Source organism: Algoriphagus sp. Y33 (assembly GCF_014838715.1).
Lineage (GTDB): Bacteria > Bacteroidota > Bacteroidia > Cytophagales > Cyclobacteriaceae > Algoriphagus.
Window position 1 is genome coordinate 331750 of the sequence record NZ_CP061947.1, and the last position, 21562, is coordinate 353311.

Consider the following 21562-nt stretch of genomic DNA (forward strand, 5'->3'; position numbering starts at 1 on the left):
AAAACCTTAAAATTTATGTTATCCTCTTCCTTCTAGATTTCATCTGGCTGATGCTGAAGTCTAAGGTTGCCACCCTCTGTTTTAGCTTCTTTCACCATTTATTTAGCCGGATACATAACGAATATGTTCCAATTCAACTTCAAAATCATGAAATCAATATCACTATTCCTAACAGCATTGGTTATGCTACTGTGTCAGGAGGGAAAAGCTCAGCAAGTGTCTTTCAAGACGGAATACATTGGAAATTCAGGCTACTATTACCTGCCTCCGGGAGATAAGCCCAGAGAGAAAACCGGTGACAGCAAAGGTTCTGCCATGATTTATCAGGCAGCGTTCACTATGCCCTTATCCATGAAAGTAGATGAGAACGAACGGCCGACTGTTTGGGGAGTCGCCTTTGGTGGGGCTTACGTTTCTTTGAGGAACCAAGATTTTTCGGAATACATGGTATCCGAAATCATGAACTTACAGGTAGGTGTTTATCATCTACGGCCATTAAACGACAAGTGGTCGATGAAGGCAAGTGCTGGAATAGGGATATTTACTCCCTCTACTGATTTTTCTAAAATCAGCTTCAAGAATGTGCTTGGAAGTGGAGGCGTTGTTTTTATCCGCCATCTGAATCCCAATCTTGACATTGGTGCGGGTGTTGCAATAAATAGTTCACTGGGTTATCCGATGATATTTCCTGCCGTTTACTTGAACTGGAGGCATAACGGGAGATTCGATGTGAATATTGAACTGGTGGAGGGCTTGGATATATCGACAGGCTTTGATTATAATGACAGATTAAAATTGTCGTATGCTCTTGAAATGAACGGGCAGGCTGCCTTATTGGAAAAGGATGGAAAGGATCAAATATTTTCCCATCAATATATCGTTACAGGTTTTCGTCCTGAGCTAAAACTTGGCGCAAAAGGGCTCTCTGTGACGGGTATGGCAGGAATTAATCTATTTCGTCCTGCATCTTTCAGCGATAGAACTTTGAAAGGTGTGTTTGCGGGAGATAATGATTATTATTTTTCTGTTTCCCCGTATGGCTCAGTTGGTTTAAAAATGAAGTTTTAATCCGTGAAAATGAAGCAGACCATGCAATTTGTTGTATATAGAAGTGTTTATATTATTGTCTATGCCTTGAGTCTGCTACCGATGGGATTCCTGTATGCAATAGCTTCTTTTACTTTTTTCCTTTCTTATTACATTATTGGGTACAGGAAAGCGGTAGTAATTCAAAACATTGCGCGTTCCTTTCCCGATAGGCGGTATGGGGAGATTCAGGCAATTGTAAAAAAGTTCTACGTTTGCTTTGTTTCTTATTTTGCCGAAATTATAAAAAGTGTTTCTGTTCCGCCAGAAGTACTTGATAGAAAAATAGTATTTGAGAACTTGGAGTTGATAGACCAATATATAAACTCCGGGCGGAATGTTATTGCCTGTATGGGACATTGTGGCAATTGGGAGATGCTGAATTTTATGCCATATAAGATACGCCACGAAATGTTTGCCGTTTACAAACCCCTTGGATCTGAGATTATGAACAGGTTGATGGTTAAGCTGCGGTCCCGTTTTGGCATGAAGTTAATACCAGACAGGGAAATTATACGCCATATTTTAACTAAAAACTCACCTCCGGCCGTCTATCTTTTTATTGCGGACCAGTGCCCGCACATAAAAAAAGAAAAGTATAGGTTTACGCTATTGAATCAGGAAACATATGTTTTTTCCGGTATGGAGAAAGTGGCCCAAAAAGGTCGGACGGCTGTTGTATATCTTAATATTACACAGCTATCAAAAGGAAATTACAAAATAGTCTGCTTGCCGGTATGTTCCACAGCAGAATCCATGGGCGATAGTGAAATAACCCAAAAGTACATAGACTTACTAACCGAAAACATCAGGGAAGAACCGTATGGTTGGCTGTGGACACATAAACGATGGAAAAGATAGCATAATGGTTTACATGTTCCCAATACTGTTAATAATATCATCCCTATTTATTGGCTGTAAATTAAAAAACATAGGAACAAAGGGTTCAAGTGCAATATATAAATTGGCGGTTGGTTCATAGTTGGCTCAAAGCCATCCTATTTTGCACATTGCCATCCTCGTTCCTGCGGTGACAAAGAGCAAAAGCCAACGCACGGCTGAGTGCTAGCAAGAAAATGAAGGAAGAAAATCAAATAAAAACCTCTCCTTCGCTCGACTTGAAAAAAGGGAAACTCTCTTTGAGAAAAATCCGGATAAAGCAAACGATCCCACCTAACAGCCAAGCAAAAGAACCCAAACCCATCCCCCACATCACAGAGCTGAAACCCGATCCTATGACCCACTTTCTACTTATAGCTAAAAAGGCACAGTAGAATGCAGCTAATCCTGCTACCCAACCGGAAAACAGGGCACTTCTTTATAAAACACCACACTTCCTTCACCTTTTCACCCATTTCTTAAAATTCGGGTAGTTCATCCAATTGATTCTTGCGATTTTTTCCCTTTCGTGTAATAACCTTTTAGTAGAAAACGATCAGCCAACTTTTAGCACCTATCCGGGCTTAAATCCGGAATCTAATAGCAAATTGGCAATGTTTTTCGGCTGGAACTAAAATTCCCCACTCGGTCTCATAGGCAATTTGAACGCACCGAGGAATTTCATTGCGGTTTCTTACGCCGATTCAATTGTGAACCATTGGGAAAAAAGATAATATTTACGACATTTAGATATAAAACGGAATAGAAATGGCAACAGTTGACAACATAAGAAACGGGTTGATTGATAAAATTCTTTCAATTAAAAACAGGGATTTTTTAGAGGCTCTTGATAAACTGATTTCCTCAAGTGCAGCAGAATTGGATAGAGTGGAATTGACAGATGAACAAAAAATGATGTTGGAGATGAGTGAGCAGGATTTGAAAAAAGGAAATCTGATTTCTCAAGAAGCAATGGACAAAAGAAATCTAGAATGGCTAAACGCAATGTAGTTTGGACAAGAACAGCAGACCTTCAATTTGTCGGAATTTTGGAATATTGGGTTCAAAGAAACAAGTCAAATACCTATTCTAAAAAACTTGTAAAGTTAGTTTCCAAAAGAACCAAGCAAATTTCGGAAAAACCTTTTATTTACAAATCAACTGATTTCAAAGATGTTAGAGTCGCTTCATTGGGGAATTTCAGTATTTATTACAAAGTTTCCGATGAACAAATTATAATTTCAGCATTTTGGGACAATCGACAAGACCCGGTAAAACTTTTAAAAGTTTTACAAAATGAGAAATAACGTTTAACTTTTTAGTAGACCTGTCCCGCGACTGAAAGGATGCGGGAAAACGAATAGCCAACTTTTAGCACCTATCCGGGCTTAAATCCGGAGAATCTTCAATTTAGTGGAAGCACTAGCTATAAAAACACCATCTCACAATCGCCTCCTCTTTAAGGAGAGCCAGTCCCGATGTTCTAATCCCGAGAACGAAGTGATTAGGGAAGCAAAGTGATATTGAGGGATGAGACGAGGAAGTTCCATATGCTCAAGGAAATTTGCTACTGCAAGTAGATATTGCTGGTAGCATATGGATGAAAGCGATTTGACCAATTGCAAATTGGTATGGATATTAGGGTGGAATTATAAATCCCACCCAGTCGACACGAGCGATTTGACTACACCCAGACGGGGAACCTATGCTGACTACGATTTGAATCACTTTTGCAGGACTAATATTAATTATAATAGTAATAACAGAATTATGAATAAAACTAACCACAACAATGACTAAGAAAACATAGGGCAGATAAGGCTTTCCTAAAAGCTTCTTCATCTAGAAAACTTCGGTTTCGGTGGACAAGTAATCGCTTCGAAAGCCCTACATTTTTTAGCCTAGACCTTTGGGCGCGATGACGGTGGACAATTAAAAAAGTTGACCACTTTTGAAACCCAGTCAATTAAATGTCGTAAATCCGATAATTGCCCAAATCACAAATGACTTTGGTCAATTCCTTAATGATACAAAAACAATTTATTAAACAAGCTGTCGAAAGAATTAAAGACGACAAAAATGTAATCGGCCTTGCGGTAGCAGGCTCATTCATCACAAAAGAAATTGATGAATTTTCAGATGTTGACCTAATTCTCGTTACGGTTGACAAAGTTGCTCCAGATTTCGACAAAATGGAGAAGTATGCTAAATCGTTTGGCAACTACTTAAATGGATTTACCGGTGAACATGTTGGTGAAAGACGAGTCTTGATTTGTCTTTACGATAATCCATTACTTCACGTTGACATCAAATTCATCACCTTAGATGAATTTGAGCAAAGAGTTGAAGACCCAATAATTTTGTTTGACCGTGACAAATCCTTGGAGAAAATAATCACAACCACAAAGTCCGAATGGCCAAAATTAGACTATCAATGGATTGAAGACCGATTTTGGATATGGGTTCACTATGCTGCCTTAAAGTTAGGACGAGGAGAGAATTTTGAAGCTCTGGACTTTCTATCATTTGTGAGAATAACGGTAACCTCTCCATTGCTTCAAGTTAAAAACGGAAGACTTCCTAGAGCACTGAGAAAAGTTGAGTTTAACTTTAACAATGACGATTTAAGTAAGCTTGTAGGGACTATTCCCGCATATAATACTCAATCAATTTTTGACTCATTGGATAACACAATAAAACTATATTGCGAACTCCGAGACATTTTGTACCCCTCGACAATCCAACGTAGGACACAGACAGAAACTAAAACCTTGGACTACTTGGACAGGATAAAAAGAATGAAATTGAGTTAAGCCACAGCGCCCAACAATATATACATACCATGCCGCGTGACAGTTTGCCAATTACACAAGAAACTACTAACTCCATTTGGAAACTTTGGAAACAAGTGTACTTCGCTAAGCGGCACGGTATGTAGCCAAACCGTTAGCATTCAATAATTTGCGACAGATGAAATGTAGGACAAGTCCATGGGGGCATTTGTGATTTTTCCGACTAATTGTGTTTTCCTACTGACGATGACATTATTAACGTTGGGAGTACAAAAGAAACAGAGGACAGCGTTGCACTCGTCAGTTATGCTGACAGTGCTATTTGGTGGGCTCATGCTATGGTTTTCCGTGGATGCATTTGTATTTCTTTATTATCTGAACTTTATCGGCATAGTGATCTGCATTCCGTGCCTGACTTATTGGTCTGTGCGACTTCTAAGCAAAATTCTGGATAAAAGAATAAACTGGATTGGAGTATTGGGACTAGGCATTCTTTCAACCGTGGTGACAGTTGTAATAGCGGGATTCTTAATCTTCATTTCATTTTTGTACAATCCAATGGATCCTCCTGCAAATAAACAAATAATTGAAAAGAAGGGAAGAAATGCCCAGACGCTAATAAAGCCTATAAATCACGTTTACAGAGTTTGATGATTTACTTGATCGGTAGCAAACCCTTGGCGAACATCACCTTCTCACGGTCTTTAGCTTCCGTCGGATCTGCTTTTTCGGTCCTAAAAGAGAATGGTCAAGCAGGATATGCGATAAACTATTTCGGATTTTATTTTTCATTCCACTACTTAAAATCGTATAACCTCCTCCTTTTTCGGTGTTTCAACTGAAAAATACCCTGTACAGGAGGGACGAGCGTTAAAAAATGATCCCTTTGGATCATTTTAGCGAAGTAGCCAGCCTGCGTGATGGGATGATATCATTTTATTCCTTTTATTGCAGAAGTCTTTTAAGTTTTTGAAAACGATCAACCTACTTCGTGCTCTTTAGCCCATTTGGAGCAGGATCAATCGCCCTCTCTTAAAGGAGAGGGAGGGGTGAGGTAGAACAGCCAACTTTTAGCACCTATCCGGGCTTAAATCCGGAAACCATCAAATACCTTTTGATTCTGAAATCTTAAGGATAGTACCTAACAAGCGCCTTCTCCTAAAGTGCTTGCCCAATATTAAAGGGAATCGAGAAGAGGAGTGAGGTAGGAAAGCCAATTACAAATTGTCATATTGTGGAAGTAAGTGTGGAAATACTGGCTCTAGAGCGGGAAAATGAAGGAATAATCAATTGTAGGTCAATGGATATACAAAGTAATCAAGAATATCAGGATTGGCTAAAAGCATTAAAAGCGAAAGTAAGTGTGGCTAGTGTGAAAGCTGCTTTTGGCGGCCAACAAAGAGTTAATCCACTTTTATTTCGACCTGGGTAGAATGATCAGCGAGCAGCAGATGAAGGGGGCTTGGGGGGATAAGTTACTAGAGCAACTCTCAAAAGATTCGGGTAGTGCATTTCCGGAAATGAAAGGATTTTCGGTAACCAACTTGAAATATTGCAGGCAGTTTTACCGGTTTTATCAATCAGAAATCAGTCAACAGACTGTTGACCAATTGACGGTGCTGGATTTCGGTCAACACACTGTTGACCAATTGCCTTGGGGACATAATGTGCTCATCTTCACAAAATCAAAAAGTATAGCTGAAGCCATTTTCTATCAACAACAAACGCTTCACAACAATTGGAGCAGGGACACTTTGGGATTGCAGTTAAAAACAAACCTGTATGAACGTAACGGTAAAATCATCAGTAACTTCGAACATACACTGCCCAAACCCACAGCAGATTTGGCCCGGAAAAGCCTGAAAGATCCTTATGTGTTTGACTTTGTAGCCTTGGCCAAGACCTACAACGGACGGGACATAGAAACCCAATTGGTGCAGCATATCTCCAAATTCCTTCTGGAGCTGGGCAAGGGCTTTGCCTACATAGGCAGGCAGTACCACTTACAGATTGCCGACAAAGACTACTACATAGACTTGCTTTTTTACCATGTGGTCTTGAAAGCCTATGTAGTGATTGAACTTAAAAATACCGCCTTTATACCCGAATATGCCGGTAAACTCAACTTTTATCTTTCGGCAGTGGATAGTTTGCTCAAAGCGGATGACGACAAACCCACGATTGGAATTTTGCTGTGCAGGGATAAAAACAACATTGAAGCTGAGTTTGCGCTGCGAGACATCAACAAACCTATAGGAGTCAGTGAGTTTCAACTGACAGAAGTGTTACCGGAAAATTTAAAATCCAGCCTTCCTACCATTGAAGAAATAGAACAAACCCTAAAGCAGAGCAGTAATGAGTAAAACAACATTCCCGAAATATCCAGCTGTAAATATTCGAGAGTGGGATGGTTGGGGGATATTCAAGAGTATTAACCTCCTCTGATCGATGGTTTTGGTTTTTTAGCTATAATCCCATGGCTGGAAAAGCTGAATAGCTGAACCAGATAAAACACACGACACTAAATTCATAGATAAGAAAGGGAAGCCAAGCCAATAGCCCTCATTGCAGATCTGGAATTAAGTTGGATCACATAGAAAAAAAATAGTAAACCGTAAAAAGCGACAGTAAATAGTTGTAAGCGGCTAATGTCGGATAGCCCTCAAAATAAAAGAATAGAGACAGGTTTAATGAAATATTATCTTTAAGGATATAGAAGGAATAACCGCAATTGAGGTTATACCACATATTAAGAACCCCAAATCATAGACAATATTTTTTTTTACTATTGAAAATAGTAACTTTAAAGTTACATTTACGTTATGGAAAAAGTAAGAGAAGTCATTGCTTATCAGGACCATTTTGAGAAATTTTTAAAAGCCCAAACAGAAAAAGTTCAAAACAAGATTTTTAAGGTCATTGAAGCGATTGAAACTTTGGAAAGAGTTCCAGAGACTTACCTGAAACCTATCAAAACAAAGAAAGGGCTATATGAAGCAAGGGTTCAGTTGGCATCTAATATATGGAGGGTGTTTTGTTTTTTCGATGAAGGAAAGCTTGTGATACTTCTCAATGGCTTTCAAAAGAAAACCCAAAAAACACCAACCAATGAAATAGAAAAGGCAGCCAAACTGATGAATGAGTATTGTTCTGAAAAGGAAGTTCAAAAAGGAAAAAAGAAAAAGATATGAATACGAAGAGCTGGAAGGATATCAAAGATGAAGTATACGGTGCCAAAGGAACTGACCGCAGGGATGAATTGGATAGGGATTTTGAGTCATTTAAAATTGGTTTGCTATTAAAAAAGGCAAGAGAGGACAAGAATCTTACCCAGGAGCAACTAGCGGATTTGGTAGATAAAAAAAGAACCTATATTTCTAGAGTTGAAAATAATGGAAGCAACCTAACATTGAAAACCCTTTATGAAATTGTAGAAAAAGGATTGGGAGGAAAGGTCAAGATTTCGATTGAACTCTGAAAAAGGAAATACGCGCTATAACAGCACCTAAGAAAACATCGGGCGGGTCTTCGTAAAGGTAAAGCGTATTTCTCGAATTTACTTTTATCTTAGATTTACAGTTAAACGCTTCGAAATGCCCACCATCTCCAAGCTGAAACACGTGGTGTGTCTTGAATCTTACCTTTCAACTTTTGATGAAAGGGACGAATGCTGTAAACTTACATGGAAGACATTGTTCGCAAGAGCAATGAGTTGGCCTTCTGCCTACGACTGTCAAGAGTAGTTGGCAAACCGCATCATGCTGCATGGATGGAAACATTCTTTGTGGTGAACGATGATGTTAAAAACGGGGACAAAGATTCCCGAAGGTGTGCATGATGGAGCTGAATAAATTGAACCTACTATGAAGCCTCGAAAGCGCAAATTGTGATGTCAAAAGCAATCTCTCACGTTTAGATTGTGAAGCAGGTGTAATGGGCGACTTGATTACTGATTACATGGCATCCGGGGTAAAGTGGGCAGGAACATCATGTGGGGTAGTTTATGGAACAAAAGAAGTCATTGCCGTTTTGTTAACTTTCACAGGGATGCAAATATTGGGGATCAATGAGGCAGTGGTGGCGGACTAAATCGTAGTAGTGTTGAAGGTACTGTAATGGTACTGGAGCGAAGGATTTGGCTTGTCAGTTTTCTAAGTTAAGACAACCAGCGATGGGAGGATCTGTACAAAGGAGACGAAGTCCCGATCAAGCCGAAAGGCGTGAGGATACAAATTGTGGAAAGCCATACGGGACTGGACAAGAAGAGCCGTGTGAAGGGAGATTTTCACGCACGGTTCTATGGGAAGGCAGAGGTGAAATTCCCCCGCCTGACCCGACTGTGACTTGAATCAACCTTGAAAGTAGGCCCAATGCTTTGAAATGGATGGAGGACTATGGAGAAATCAAGGGCCTCCGATGATCCCAAAATTTGGGCAGAGCAGCTATCATATCAATTTCCGACAAAAATATCCAATGCCCACTTGATGGGATCGACGAAATCCTTAATTTAGTCACAGTATAAATCCGAATACCTGTGTACAATTGAAATATAGACGCAATAGGGGTAGCGGGAGTACTGTAACCACAAATGTTAGGTGACACTTAATTGAGAATACCCAGCCATGAGATATATTTTGACATTTTTGACTTTAGTTAGTTTTTCGGTAAGTGCTCAATCCATTGAGAAAACTAAATCGGACATCTCATCGATAAAACTGTTTCGGATGCAAATGAATATTTAGCACTTCCTTCCATGGACTTTACAGGGCAATTGTTTGAGTTAAACTCAAGAGTTGACACTGCGGCGCAAAATCAATAAACTTTTACCTTTGCCGTCAGTCGGCTCGTTACCAGCCCCGCCTTAGGCAAGCCACATCATTGGCAGTAATATGAAAATGGAAAACAGTCAATTAAAAATAATTTCGAACTCTGAATTTTTGAAGTTTCAAATTGAAAAGGGTTCAGAATTTAACTTCTTTCATATGTTCATGCTGAGTATTATGACCATTGGACATGTGATTATCGGACTCTTCATTTTCAATTCCATAAGTAATGATGGGATTTTCGCTATTAAAGTTGCTTTTGTAATCTTCGCTTTAATTATGCTGTGGTCTATAAACAAACAACTTCGGGGAGTTTTAGTGTTCGTCAAGGGTAGAGAAGAAATTGAAATCGATGAGGAGTGCATTAATTATAAAGGTGAATTTGGAATCTTTAAAAAGGCATTGTCGATGAAATTGAATAAGATTAAAAAGTTGGATTTGATCCCACTAGGGACTGACAAAATTTCTCAGTCATCTAATATGTTTACCCAAATGAAATATGGGATGATAACGATTGAAAAATCCAAAAGAAAGAAAATTTCATTTGGGCAATCACTTGAAAAACAAGAATTAGAAAACCTTTATACTGAAATTAAAAAGAGAATAAAGATGCCAGAGTAGTTGGCGGTATTTTTATTTGACGACACAGTAACATTAAAAATATGAACGAGAATACAATAGACAGTTTACGTGAGGCCTTAAGACATTCGCCCGACAACACACCTTTACGACTTTTACTGGCAGAGACACTTTTGACATTGAACAGACTAGAAGAAGCCGAAACAGAGTATTCTGCACTTCTCAAAATATCTAGTGACAACAAAGCTAAAATTGGACTTGCAACAGTGTTTTTTAAAAAGGGTAGCTATTCAGCATGTAATGTTGTTTTGGAGGAAGTGATTGAAAAAGGAACAAATGAAATAGGTGTTTTTACCCTATATGCAAAGGGACTTTTGAAGGAAAATTCAATCGAAAAAGCTATTGAAGCATACAGAAAAGCATTAGCTATAGACCCAAAATATTTTGACGAAGAACTTGACAACCAATTACGACAAAGAGGAAGTAATGAGTTTGCAGAAACAGAAGAAGAAGTTGATGACCGCTTTTTACAAAAACCAAATATCAATTTCAACAATGTTGGTGGTATGGATTTGGTTAAAAAAGAGATAGAACTAAAAATTATTAAACCGCTACTTCACCCTGAGCTTTATAAAGCATATGGCAAGAAAGTGGGTGGCGGTATTTTGCTTTATGGACCACCGGGATGTGGTAAAACATTTATTGCCAAAGCAACAGCGGGTCAAGTAAACGCAAAATTTATAAGTGTTGGTTTAAATGACATTTTAGATATGTGGATTGGCAACAGCGAAAAAAATCTGCATGAAATTTTTGAATTAGCAAGAAACAACACGCCTTGTGTTTTATTCATTGATGAAATTGATGCTTTGGGTGCAAGTAGAAGCGACATGAAACAATCAAGCGGAAGACACTTAATAAATCAATTTTTGCAAGAACTTGATGGAATTGACAACACAAATGAAGGCGTGTTAATAATTGGTGCTACAAACACACCCTGGAATTTAGACCCAGCTTTCAGGCGACCTGGAAGGTTTGATAGAATTGTGTTTGTTCCACCACCTGACGTAACGAGCAGAGAGTCAATTTTAAGATTAAAACTGAACAACAAACCGACTGGAACAATTGATTTGAAGACCATTTCTAAAAAAGCAGAGAATTATTCGGGTGCAGACATTGACGCAATTATTGACATAGCAATTGAACTAAAACTTGAATCTTCATTTAGCGATGGTATTCCCAAACCACTTGAAACAAGCGACTTGTTAAGTGCTTTGAAAAAGCATAAAGCAAGCACACAAGAATGGTTTTCGACAGCCAAAAATTTTGCAATGTTTGCAAATGATTCAGGGCTTTATGACGATATTTTAACCTATTTGAAAATAAAGAAATAACATGACAGAAGAAAGCAGACTATCAAAAGTTGAAATTCTAATTCAACAGAGAAAATTTGAAGGAGCGGAAAGAATCCTTTCGGATTTACTCGCTGAGGATTCTAATAACATTCACTTCCTGTCATTGTTAGCAGAAGTAAACTTACAACAAGGCAAATTTGATAATGCTAATAGCATAATTAAAAATGCAATCGGGCTATCGCCCGATTCTGCTTATCTATTCTACATTAAATCCCGTATTGCAATTCAGCAAGACAAATTGAGGGAAGCTGAAGAAAACATAAATCAGGCAATAGAGCTCTATTCTTATGATGCTGATTACTTTGCGTTACTGGCAAATATTAAATTGGGACGTAAACAGTTTGAAGAAGCACTCGCAACAGCGAATAAAGCGTTGGAAATTGATGCGGAAAATCTATTGGCATTAAATACAAGAAGCACTGCATTAAACAAACTAAATCGAAGTGAGGAATCATTTGAAACCATTGAGGGTGCATTGCGTGAAGACCCAAACAATGCTTATACTCATGCAAATTATGGTTGGGGTTTACTTGAAAAAGGTGACCATAAAAAAGCATTACAACATTTTAAGGAAGCGCTGACCAATGATCCGACTTTTGAGTATGCACAATCAGGAATGCTTGAAGCACTTAAAGCAACAAACCCTGTTTATCGCATTTTTTTGAAGTATTCATTTTTTATGAGCAACCTTACTGCAAAGTATCAGTGGGGTGTAATTATTGGATTTTATCTCGGTTTTAGAGCATTAAGAACAATTGCCAGTAATAATGAAGTTCTTCAACCTTATTTAATACCACTAATTATTGCTCTGGCTCTCATTGCATTTTCAACATGGATAATAACGCCAATAAGTAATTTGTTTTTGAGGTTTAATAAATACGGTCAATTACTGCTTGACGAAAAGGAAAAAATGAGTTCAAATTTTGTTGCTATAAGTTTGGGAGCATTTATTGTCGGACTGCTTTTATACACTGCTTTAACTAACGAAAAAATGTTAACCATTGCTGTATTTGGCTTTGCTATGATGTTGCCTTTAGGTACAATGTTTTTACCCTCAAAAAATAAATACGGACTAATGATTTATACAATTGCTTTGGCTCTCGTAGGACTTATTGCAATCGGACTGACTTTTTCTACAGGTGAAATGTTTAATCTAATGACCATTGTTTTTATTTTCGGATTTGTAGCATTTCAATTTGTAGCGAACTACATGGTAATCAAGGAGGACAACCAATGACGGAAAAAAGAAAACTACCGCCAACAACTAGGTTTTCGTTGCGTACGTAGCACGATCAATGAAATGCAAGGTATTCACCGACACTATAGTAATTAATAAGAGAAGGAGGTAAACTGCTGTTGCATTACCTGTTTTGATTATTCATAAGAACCCGGTGAGGCTCTTAATGGGGATAGGGTCGAAATTTTATACATGGTCTAAATACCCAAAAAATTCGGTTCTCATCTAGCAGGCGCACAAGCGGATACAGATAATTCTGATGATCTACCAAAAAACACCACAATTCCCTCACATTTCCTCCCATTTTCATGAAAAATACCCTGTACAGGGTATGTGCTGGTATCATTTTATTCCTTTTATTGTGACTGTTCTTTATCGCCTGAAGCTCTCAAGTACCGTGCCTGAAAGGATCCGGGAACTACGCCAACTTTTATAGCATCCTTCTGGGCATAAATCCGGAAACCGTTTATTTCTGAATCTGATAGTGAAATGATAGCAGAGCCGATCGCCTCCTGTTCAAGGAGGAGGTAGTTTCCAGATTCTCAAGGAAAGCTGCTCTTGGAAGTAGCTATTACTGACAGCATGGGAATTAAGCTGGATCACGTAGAAAAAGGGCCAAAAGATAGTAAACCCCAAAAAATGATAGTAGATATTTATAAGCGACTAAAGTCGGATAATCCTCAAAATAAAAGAATAGAGGCAGGTTTAATGAAATATTATCTTTAAGGATATAGAAGAAATAACCGCAATTGCGGTTATAACACGCTGGCTGCAATTTGAAAAAATGAAAATAACGACACTAACAATTATTGGACTCCTGCTTTCAGGTTTCGCATTTGGACAAGTGACCTTATCTGGTACAGAAAAAGAGACCCTTATGGAGATCTGTAATCAATATAATGTTGCTTTAAAGGAAAGTTCTCTTAAGAACTTACAAAAAACTGCTCCTGTCAGATTCCAAGGGTTCATTGAACAGTTGATAGCAACTAAAGACAAGCCTAAAAAGATATTTGAAACGAAATACTTGAAAAGGCCAACTCATGAGGAACTGATTTATTGGTACGTAGTTCGAGAATTTCATTACAACAACTCAGAGCCCGACTCCTTGAAGAAAACTCAAGGGGAGATAATTGAATGGATTCTCAAAGACACTATTGATAGCCGGTGGCTTCTTGACAATTATTACTACAGAATTTCGGGGCGACTCAAGTTCCTTTTCAATAAAGCAGACTTAAGTGATTATGACTTCAAAATAGACGAGCTTGGGTTTAAGACCGAGACCGAAAAAGCAATCTTCTTTCTATTTATGATAAACTCTTGCGGACAAAGACTTTCGGTAATGGGATTTACTGGTAAAGGAAATCTAAAGTCCGTAATAAACAGACTACCAAAAATTAATGGGCAAGAATATTTTCATTACACAGACTTCAACTATCCTGACTTTGACTGGATTGGATATAAAAAGGTAGAATCCTACAACACAAGACATTTGGGAAACTATTATGGAGTGCTGCTCAATCATCTGAACATCCTACTTGAAAACAACCTAAAGGATGAAGCAAGAGACTTATTTCAAAGCTCCATTCTTTCAAAACCTGAACTTTTTAAATTCAGTGGCTCTCAAGACACATTGAATGAATTATATGAAAACTGGAAATAAAAAACTGCAGCCAACAACTAAACTTTCGTCGCGAGCGAAGCACGAACAATGAAAACGCAGCTGCAAGAAGCTGATGAAGTGCCTTTAGTGATTCATCTCACCGGGCTTGTTTGAGCATTGGAAAGTGGTCCAACCTTAAGTACTTTTAGTACAAAGCGATTTACAAACCTGTCTGCCGACAGGCAGGCATGAAGAACTCCCGCTACTGCGGATGAGAATCTCACGCACAGCCTTTCCCGATCTTCGGGAGTTCTGTGGGCAGGTGAGCGTGAAATTCCCTTGACTGACCCGATTATCGGCAAGACCTGTTATATGAAAATTCTCTCTCTACCATCGAACTTAAAAAGAGTCTCTCAGCAATGGAGACGACTACAGCAAGTACATAAGCTTTGTTCGGAAAGAAAGTGGTTAGACTGTATTTCATTAGCTAAAGAACTGACTTCTGCCCAAGAGAATGACTTCTTTGGATTCTATTATCAAGGAATATGCAACACTGAGTTTAAGTTTTTTGACGAGGCACTTAGCGATTTTGAATCTGCTTTGATTAATCTCAAGAAAAATAAGTTTCCCAAGATTATGGAGGAATATGAACAGGAAACTGAGCTCCGGATTGCGCATGTTTTTCGATTACAACGTAAGTACTCAATTGCACTGGAAAGACTAGACAAATTGATTAATCAATATCCAAAATATGCATTTGCATATAAGTCAAAAGCTGGAATCCAAATTGACATGGACAAACTTCAGAACGCACTAGAAACAGCAAACCAAGGACTTTCAGAACAGCCAAACGATGAAGGACTTGTAAATCTTAGAAATTCATTGGTTTATGATCTAACCACCAATCGGAATGGGTAGTCAGCCGATAAAAAATGTCATGCTTAGCAATTTCCATTTTTTTATCGATCATTCCAAGGTTGGTAAACCAAAATGGAGAATTTAGAAATAGCACACGGCAATACTTCATAGATAGTGAAAGTAGCCAAACCAATCACCCCATATCAGATCTCGAACAGGATCCTATGACCCACTTTCTATTTTTGTCTGAAAAAGTATGCCGTGGGATGCAAATAATTCTGATGACCAACCGAAAAACACTGCAATTCCTTCACTTTTCCTCCCATTTTCATGAAAAATACCCTGTATAGGGTATATAAACTTCCGATTTTTCCCTTTTCTTGCAGTAACCTTTTAGTAGAGAACTACTACGCCAACTTTTAGCACCTGTCCGGACTTAAATCCGGAGAACATCTCAATCTAGTGGAAGCACTAGATTGAAAGATACAATCTCACAATCGCCTTCTCCTAAAGAGCCTGTCCCGATAGCGCAGCGTATCGGGAAGAAGGATGGGAGGAGGTAGAGAAGCCAATTGCAGGTTAATAAGGATACCGGAGTGGAATTACAAATCACGCTCAGTTCCACTAGCAATGTAAATATGCCGAGAAGGGAAAGATAATTTTTTAATAATAGAACAAAAATTTATATTTGATGAATGTACGATACTAGAGAAAAAATCCGGTTTATTGACCTTTTTTGCGGAATAGGAGGCTTCAGGATAGCGTTTGAAGAAGCTTGTAAAGAAACTGACCTAAATGCCGAGTGTGTCTTTTCCTCTGATATTGACAAGTTCTGTCAGGATTCTTACGAAGCGAATTTTGGAGAGCGTCCTTATGGAGATATCACCAAAGTAAATGAAAAGGACATACCTGATCACGATATTCTATTTGCCGGATTTCCTTGTCAGCCGTTCAGCATAATTGGCCAGATGAAGGGGTTGAGTGATACCCGAGGCACTTTATTTTTTGATATTGCCAGAATTATCAAGGAAAAGGAGCCTAAGGCCTTCATTCTTGAAAACGTCAAGCAGCTAGTAGGACATGACCAAGGGAATACGTTAAAGGTGATTTTAAAGACCCTGAAAGAGCTTGGTTATCATGTGCAGTATAGTGTTCTTAATGCACTCGACTATGGTCTTCCCCAGAAAAGGGAAAGAATAGTAATAGTAGGCCATAAGGAATCAATTATGTTTACTTACCCTGACCCCATCCGGCCTTATAAGCCTCTGACTGAAATTCTGGAAAAGGGAGTAGATGAAAAGCATTATGCTTCTCAATACATCCGAGAAAAAAGAGAGGAAAGTCACAAATCTTCATTCTACCCCTCAATTTGGCATGAAAACAAATCAGGGAATATTTGTTCTTATCCGTTTTCATGTGCGCTAAGAGCAGGAGCGTCATATAACTACCTTCTCGTGAATGGGGAAAGAAGGTTGACACCTCGTGAAATGTTTAGATTACAGGGTTTTCCTGATTGGTATAAAATCGTGGTAAGTGACGGACAAGCCAGGAGACAAGCCGGAAATGCAGTTCCGGTGAATATGATAAAAGCAGTCGTGCAAAAGCTTCTTCCTTACGTTGCCAATTCGCTGGATCAATCTGCCGTTTTAAGAGAATATGATTTAAAATATAATCCTAGTTAATGGCTAAGTTATCACCAAAACTCAGGACAGTAAACAAATCTATTCCGCCATATATACTCAATGAATTTGGTCCTGAATTTCCCTATATTCTCGGAAGGGAAATTGTTTATTTATTGGCTTCAAAAGGAAGGGGAGTTCTGGAAGGATCTGAATGGGAAGAGATTTTTGCCCATTGTATCGGAGCGGAGTGGAAACCTTCAAATGTAGGTCTTGATGACGTTGTGTTTGGCAATACTGCATGGGGAGCGAAAACGGTGAAATCAGGAGTCAAGGATTTTAGAGATTTAAAAAAGATTCGTCTAATATCAGGTAGAAACTCCATCGTGTACTCTTATGGTGGAATTATTGACACTTCGGCTGATCCAAATGAAGTTGGAGGCCAAGTGCTGGAAATTTGGAACGAAAGGGTGTCTTCAATAAGGGAAAAGTATAAGCATTTAAGAACTGTTGTACTTGTCAAATCGAATGACTTATCTCAAGTTGCTGTTTTTGAATTTGACACAATTCGCTATGATCCTGAACTATTCGACTTTTCATGGAATACAAATGGGAATCTAGTAGGGTTTGATCGAGGTACTGATAATAAACGTTTCGTTTGGCAGCCACATGGCTCTCAGTTCACAATCATAGAAGAAGTCCCTAAGTGTAGTTTGATTTTAAAACTGAAACAACCTGAAGTTCTTGATAAATCAAAAATCTTAGATGCAATCGGTTTTGATAAGTCGTGGGTAACAGTAGAGAAAAGAGAATAGAACAACAGGCCCAAGCTAAATGGCCTAGAGTTTTATATTATGCTTGGAGATCAGTCCTGATCGTATATTAATGTATATCCTGATCCAGCTTGGTCAGCTTGTACTGTACATTCTGACTGACCACCTGTATTTTTTCAGTTATCGTTTGCTTAGGGGTTGATCAACGATAAGACAAAAGAGCAAGAAATAGAGCCAAACCAATCACCCCCATCACAGATCTGGAACCGAACCCCATGACCCACTTTCTATTTTCATCTGGTAAAATGGCACAGAGAGATGCAGAAAATTCTGCTGATCTACCGAAAAACACCACAATTCCCTCACGTTTCCTCCCATTTTCATGAAAAATACCCTAGGATCGACTGTTAAGAAAATGTCCAGGGGACATTTTTAAGGAGAGGCCAGCTTGCAGGGCGGGAGGACCGAGCGTAAAGAAAATGTCCTGAGGACATTTTTAGCGAAGGGGCTAGGCTGTGCGTTGGGATGGCATCATTTTTTTCCTTTTCTTGCAGATGTCTTTTAAATACTGAAAACTATCAGTCACCGCTGCCGATCTCCCTCTCTTCAAGGAGAGGGAGGGGTGAGGTAGAACAGCCAACTTTTATCACCCATCCGGGCTTAAATCCGGAAACCATCAAACACCTTTTGAGACTGATATCTAGATGATAGCACAAAAGAGCGTCTTCTCATAAAGGAGAAGGATGGGATAAGGTGGAATTACAAATTCCACCCAGTCATTATGATTGATCTGACTGTACCCAGATTGGGATAATATTCCGCAAACGATCTTAGGAAACAGAGTGTAAATGTTAATTGCAAAATCTCTAAGGTCCAGTTAATTTAACTTTTGATAGATCCGATATTTTGAAAGTTCTGTTTATCGCTGTTTTATAAATTATATTGTTCCACAATTGAATAGGTTTTAACCTATTCCATAAAGCAGATTCTGAATCTTCTTTTATTTGGAATCTTGATATAGGATTTATTATTGACAAGTCTTCTTTAAAAAAGAATAAATCAATATAACCCGGTATTAATTTGCAAAGCAGTTGCTCTTTTTCCATAATGGCACTATTGGTTTTAACCAATATGTCAATATCAGAATTGATCGATTGATTATCTATTGAGTATGACCCAAATAAATATATGCCTTGAATGTCTGTGGATAATTTATTAATTATATCAATGATTTCATTACTTGTTGTTGTGATTTTCATATGTTATATGTATTTGATAAATATGGCCAGAATATCTATGATGAATATAATTATATATGGTGCTGTCGTTCTAATATTTTTTAATGAATTAAGCTGATCTTTTAGCCTGTTTCTTCTTCCTAAAGTAATATTTAATTGTGGATATTTTTTTAATCTATTATTTCTTATTTCTTTTTCAATCTTAGTGCTTCTTTCAATTGCTCGATTCATAGCTACTCTATAAATAGCTCCGACCCAAATAAAAAAAACATTTGCTAGAGGCAGTAAAAATAAAGCCAAAGCCTTCGAATTTAGAAATGTGAAATCTGGCATTCCATATATTGCTGTTATAATTCCAATGTTTAGAGTTATGCACCAACCTTTAATTTTAAAGGATATGTCATCATGACGTGAAATTATAGTTTGAAGCAGCTTAAGTTCCTCTATAGCAATTTCTTGTCTCTTCATAGATATTTAAATATTAAATTCGAATTGAAAGAAATAATCAGGTAATTCGACTTTACTTCTAGTATTAGTTTATCTTAAGAACTAATCTTTCGACTTCATTTGGGGTTTTTAATTGAATTGATTTTTTAACTGGGAAATCTTTTTCAACTACGCTTGATCGACTAAGTTTCTGCGCAAGGCGGAAGGGAGCGGCTTTTCCGAGTATCTCCTCTACAGAATCATTTTATTTACAATCACTTATGCTCAATCTAGGCGCAAGTATTGAAAATTGGCCATTATTGCGATAATCTGAATACTTATTAGGAATTAAAGTATTACATTTATTTTTACTTTTCAAGTTTTTTTACAACTGAACTTTTCAGTTAAAATGTATCAAGGCGATCAATCCCGTTCTTATTAAGATTTTTCGCTAGTGACAATTTGAAATTTTTCGTCAGGAATTCTTGTATTTTCTGGATGTTGGTTTCCGTGATATTGTCGAAAACATACTTAAGCCATTGCTGTGGTTGGTTTCTGCGTATTTGCACTATGAAGCTGTCTCGAGCTTCGGAATGTTAAAGAACGAATAGATCATCGTCTTCCATTGTGTCGCATCGTGTGATCTTGTGATCAGGTAGTATTTGACTACCTCTCTAATACTAGCATAGGACACTTCTTCACTGTTAGAAAAAGGGAACCAGACCCATCACCCGCACTGCAGATCTGGAACAGAATCCTATGACTCACTTTCAGTTTTTATCTGCAAAATGCCACAGAGCGATGCAGATAATTCTGCTGATTGACCAAAAAACACCACAATTCCTTCACATTTCCTCCCATTTCCCCAAAAAATACCCTAGGACCGAGCGTTAGAAAACAGTCCGGTGGACTGTTTTAGTGAGGGGCCAGCATGTAGGGAAGGAGGACCGAGCGTAAAGAAAATGTCCTGAGGACATTTTTAGCGAAGGGGCCAGGCTGCGCGCTGGGATGGTATCATTTTATTCCTTTTCTTGCAGATGTCTTTTAAATACTGAAAACTATCAGTCACCGCTGCCGATCGCCCTCTCTTCAAGGAGAGGGAGGGGTGAGATAGAACAGCCAACTTTTATAGCACCCATCCGGGCTTAAATCCGGAACACACTTTATTCTGAATCCGATAGTAAAATGATAGCAGAGCCGATCGTCCCTATGCGAAGCGTATCGGGAAGGACGGGATGAGGAAAGGAAGCAAATTCCAATCTAGACGCACAAGATATGCGACTAAGCCCATAGTGGCAAATATTCTGAATTGGCAGCTTATGAGTAAGAAAACAACCATAACCTTAAAACAAATTGAAAACCGGATATTCGGCATTCGTGGCGCACAGGTAATGATTGACCGTGATTTGGCGGAAATGTATGAGGTTGAAGTAAAGCGATTGAATGAGCAAGTGAAAAGAAACATTCACCGGTTTCCGGAATCCTTTCGTTTTCAGTTGACTAACACCGAGAAAAATGAACTTGTCGCAAATTGCGACCGGTTTGAAATGCTAAAACATTCTTCCAGCAACCCATACGCATTTACAGAACAAGGAGTGGCGATGCTTTCAGCTGTTTTGCGGAGTGATACCGCCATAAAAGTAAGCATACAAATTATGAGTGCTTTTGTGGAGATGCGTAAACTCATAGCCAACCATAGTGGCTTATTGCAGCGAATGGAAGGTATTGAGCGCAAGCAACTGGAAACCGACAATAAGTTTGAGCAGGTATTTAAAGCACTGGAGAGCAAAAATACTATTCCCCGCCAGGGAGTGTTTTTTGATGGTCAAGTGTTTGATGCCTACGAATTAGTCTCCAGAATCATTCGTTCTGCTGTGCGAAGTATTACACTGATCGACAATTATTTGGATGAGTCCACCTTAGTGCATTTGAGCAAAAAGTCAGCATCGGTAAAAGTCCTTTTGTACTCCAAAAATATCTCGAAGCAGATGGGGTTGGATGTAAGGAGAGCAGATGAGCAATACGGCTATTTTGAAATAAAACCCTTTGCCAAAAGCCATGACCGCTTTTTAATTATTGATAGTACCGAAGTATATCATTTGGGAGCTTCTCTAAAGGATTTGGGTAAAAAATGGTTTGCCTTTACCAGACTGGACAAAAGCTCAGTAGAAAGTATTTTAACGGCTTTGGAGAATGGGTAAATGCTGAACCGTGAGAATGTTGGGAAAAACGTTTCGATT

22 protein-coding genes are annotated in these 21562 nt (G+C 38.4%); 20 read left to right on the forward strand and 2 right to left on the reverse strand.

Features of this window, described 5'->3' with window-relative positions:
* The first annotated feature begins 147 nt into the window (after window positions 1-147).
* The 19 genes from ID165_RS01345 to ID165_RS01425 all read left to right on the forward strand — a co-directional run bounded on the left by ID165_RS01345 (window position 148) and on the right by ID165_RS01425 (window position 17700).
* Window positions 148-1068, forward strand: a complete 921-nt coding sequence (locus tag ID165_RS01345) for a DUF6268 family outer membrane beta-barrel protein (RefSeq protein WP_192348614.1) — start codon at window positions 148-150, stop codon at window positions 1066-1068.
* Between the two features lie 9 nt (window positions 1069-1077).
* Window positions 1078-1947, forward strand: coding sequence for a lysophospholipid acyltransferase family protein (locus ID165_RS01350; RefSeq protein WP_225586938.1), 870 nt, complete (start codon window positions 1078-1080; stop codon window positions 1945-1947).
* 786 nt (window positions 1948-2733) lie between these two features.
* Window positions 2734-2976 carry a hypothetical protein gene (locus ID165_RS01355; protein ID WP_192348616.1) on the forward strand — a complete coding sequence of 81 codons (243 nt, stop codon included), beginning with the start codon at window positions 2734-2736 and terminating at the stop codon, window positions 2974-2976.
* The gene (locus tag ID165_RS01360; protein ID WP_192348617.1) at window positions 2958-3272 is read left to right on the forward strand and encodes a type II toxin-antitoxin system RelE/ParE family toxin; all 315 of its coding nucleotides are present in this window, start codon (window positions 2958-2960) and stop codon (window positions 3270-3272) included. Before ID165_RS01355 ends, ID165_RS01360 begins: the two co-directional genes overlap by 19 nt.
* A 717-nt stretch (window positions 3273-3989) precedes the next feature.
* Window positions 3990-4778, forward strand: a complete 789-nt coding sequence (locus ID165_RS01365) for a nucleotidyltransferase domain-containing protein (protein WP_225586939.1) — start codon at window positions 3990-3992, stop codon at window positions 4776-4778.
* A 1213-nt stretch (window positions 4779-5991) separates the two neighbouring features.
* Window positions 5992-6189 carry a hypothetical protein gene (locus ID165_RS26505; RefSeq protein WP_225587183.1) on the forward strand — a complete coding sequence of 66 codons (198 nt, stop codon included), beginning with the start codon at window positions 5992-5994 and terminating at the stop codon, window positions 6187-6189.
* 1 nt (window position 6190) lies between these two features.
* On the forward strand, window positions 6191-7120 hold the full coding sequence (locus tag ID165_RS01370; protein WP_255505120.1) for a YhcG family protein: 930 nt from the start codon (window positions 6191-6193) through the stop codon (window positions 7118-7120).
* 459 nt (window positions 7121-7579) lie between these two features.
* On the forward strand, window positions 7580-7948 hold the full coding sequence (locus ID165_RS01375) for a type II toxin-antitoxin system RelE/ParE family toxin (RefSeq protein WP_192348618.1): 369 nt from the start codon (window positions 7580-7582) through the stop codon (window positions 7946-7948).
* Entirely contained in the window at window positions 7945-8235 is a 291-nt protein-coding gene (locus ID165_RS01380; protein WP_192348619.1) for a helix-turn-helix domain-containing protein, read from the forward strand. The genes ID165_RS01375 and ID165_RS01380 overlap by 4 nt, the downstream gene beginning before the upstream one ends.
* Before the next feature lie 204 nt (window positions 8236-8439).
* Window positions 8440-8595: a hypothetical protein gene (locus ID165_RS01385; RefSeq protein WP_192348620.1), complete on the forward strand. Its 156-nt coding sequence runs from the start codon at window positions 8440-8442 to the stop codon at window positions 8593-8595.
* Window positions 8596-8690: 95 nt separating this feature from the next.
* Window positions 8691-8846 (forward strand): hypothetical protein, encoded by a 156-nt coding sequence (locus ID165_RS01390; RefSeq protein ID WP_192348621.1) that lies wholly within the window; start codon window positions 8691-8693, stop codon window positions 8844-8846.
* Between the two features lie 131 nt (window positions 8847-8977).
* Complete coding sequence (locus ID165_RS26845) at window positions 8978-9100, forward strand: hypothetical protein (RefSeq protein WP_255505121.1); 123 nt, start codon at window positions 8978-8980, stop codon at window positions 9098-9100.
* Between the two features lie 552 nt (window positions 9101-9652).
* Window positions 9653-10201, forward strand: a complete 549-nt coding sequence (locus tag ID165_RS01395) for a hypothetical protein (protein WP_192348622.1) — start codon at window positions 9653-9655, stop codon at window positions 10199-10201.
* A 41-nt stretch (window positions 10202-10242) separates the two neighbouring features.
* Window positions 10243-11550: an ATP-binding protein gene (locus tag ID165_RS01400; protein WP_192348623.1), complete on the forward strand. Its 1308-nt coding sequence runs from the start codon at window positions 10243-10245 to the stop codon at window positions 11548-11550.
* A gap of 1 nt (window position 11551) precedes the next feature.
* Entirely contained in the window at window positions 11552-12808 is a 1257-nt protein-coding gene (locus tag ID165_RS01405) for a lipopolysaccharide assembly protein LapB (RefSeq protein ID WP_192348624.1), read from the forward strand.
* A 784-nt stretch (window positions 12809-13592) separates the two neighbouring features.
* Window positions 13593-14468 (forward strand): hypothetical protein, encoded by an 876-nt coding sequence (locus ID165_RS01410; protein ID WP_192348625.1) that lies wholly within the window; start codon window positions 13593-13595, stop codon window positions 14466-14468.
* Window positions 14469-14780: 312 nt separating this feature from the next.
* A complete protein-coding gene (locus ID165_RS01415; protein WP_192348626.1) occupies window positions 14781-15326 on the forward strand; it encodes a M48 family metallopeptidase in 546 nt (181 codons plus the stop codon).
* Between the two features lie 635 nt (window positions 15327-15961).
* A complete protein-coding gene (locus tag ID165_RS01420; protein ID WP_192348627.1) occupies window positions 15962-16948 on the forward strand; it encodes a DNA cytosine methyltransferase in 987 nt (328 codons plus the stop codon).
* A gap of 113 nt (window positions 16949-17061) precedes the next feature.
* Window positions 17062-17700 (forward strand): hypothetical protein, encoded by a 639-nt coding sequence (locus tag ID165_RS01425; RefSeq protein WP_225586941.1) that lies wholly within the window; start codon window positions 17062-17064, stop codon window positions 17698-17700.
* 824 nt (window positions 17701-18524) lie between these two features.
* Here ID165_RS01425 and ID165_RS01430 read toward each other — a convergent pair.
* Together ID165_RS01430 and ID165_RS01435 are read right to left on the reverse strand one after the other, a co-directional pair.
* Window positions 18525-18917, reverse strand: a complete 393-nt coding sequence (locus tag ID165_RS01430) for a nucleotidyltransferase domain-containing protein (protein WP_192348629.1) — start codon at window positions 18915-18917, stop codon at window positions 18525-18527.
* Window positions 18918-18920: 3 nt separating this feature from the next.
* A complete protein-coding gene (locus ID165_RS01435) occupies window positions 18921-19364 on the reverse strand; it encodes a hypothetical protein (protein ID WP_192348630.1) in 444 nt (147 codons plus the stop codon).
* A 1277-nt stretch (window positions 19365-20641) separates the two neighbouring features.
* Between ID165_RS01435 and ID165_RS01440 the strand changes: the two genes are divergently transcribed.
* Window positions 20642-21523 (forward strand): ORF6N domain-containing protein, encoded by an 882-nt coding sequence (locus tag ID165_RS01440; protein WP_192348631.1) that lies wholly within the window; start codon window positions 20642-20644, stop codon window positions 21521-21523.
* The last annotated feature ends 39 nt before the right edge of the window (window positions 21524-21562 follow it).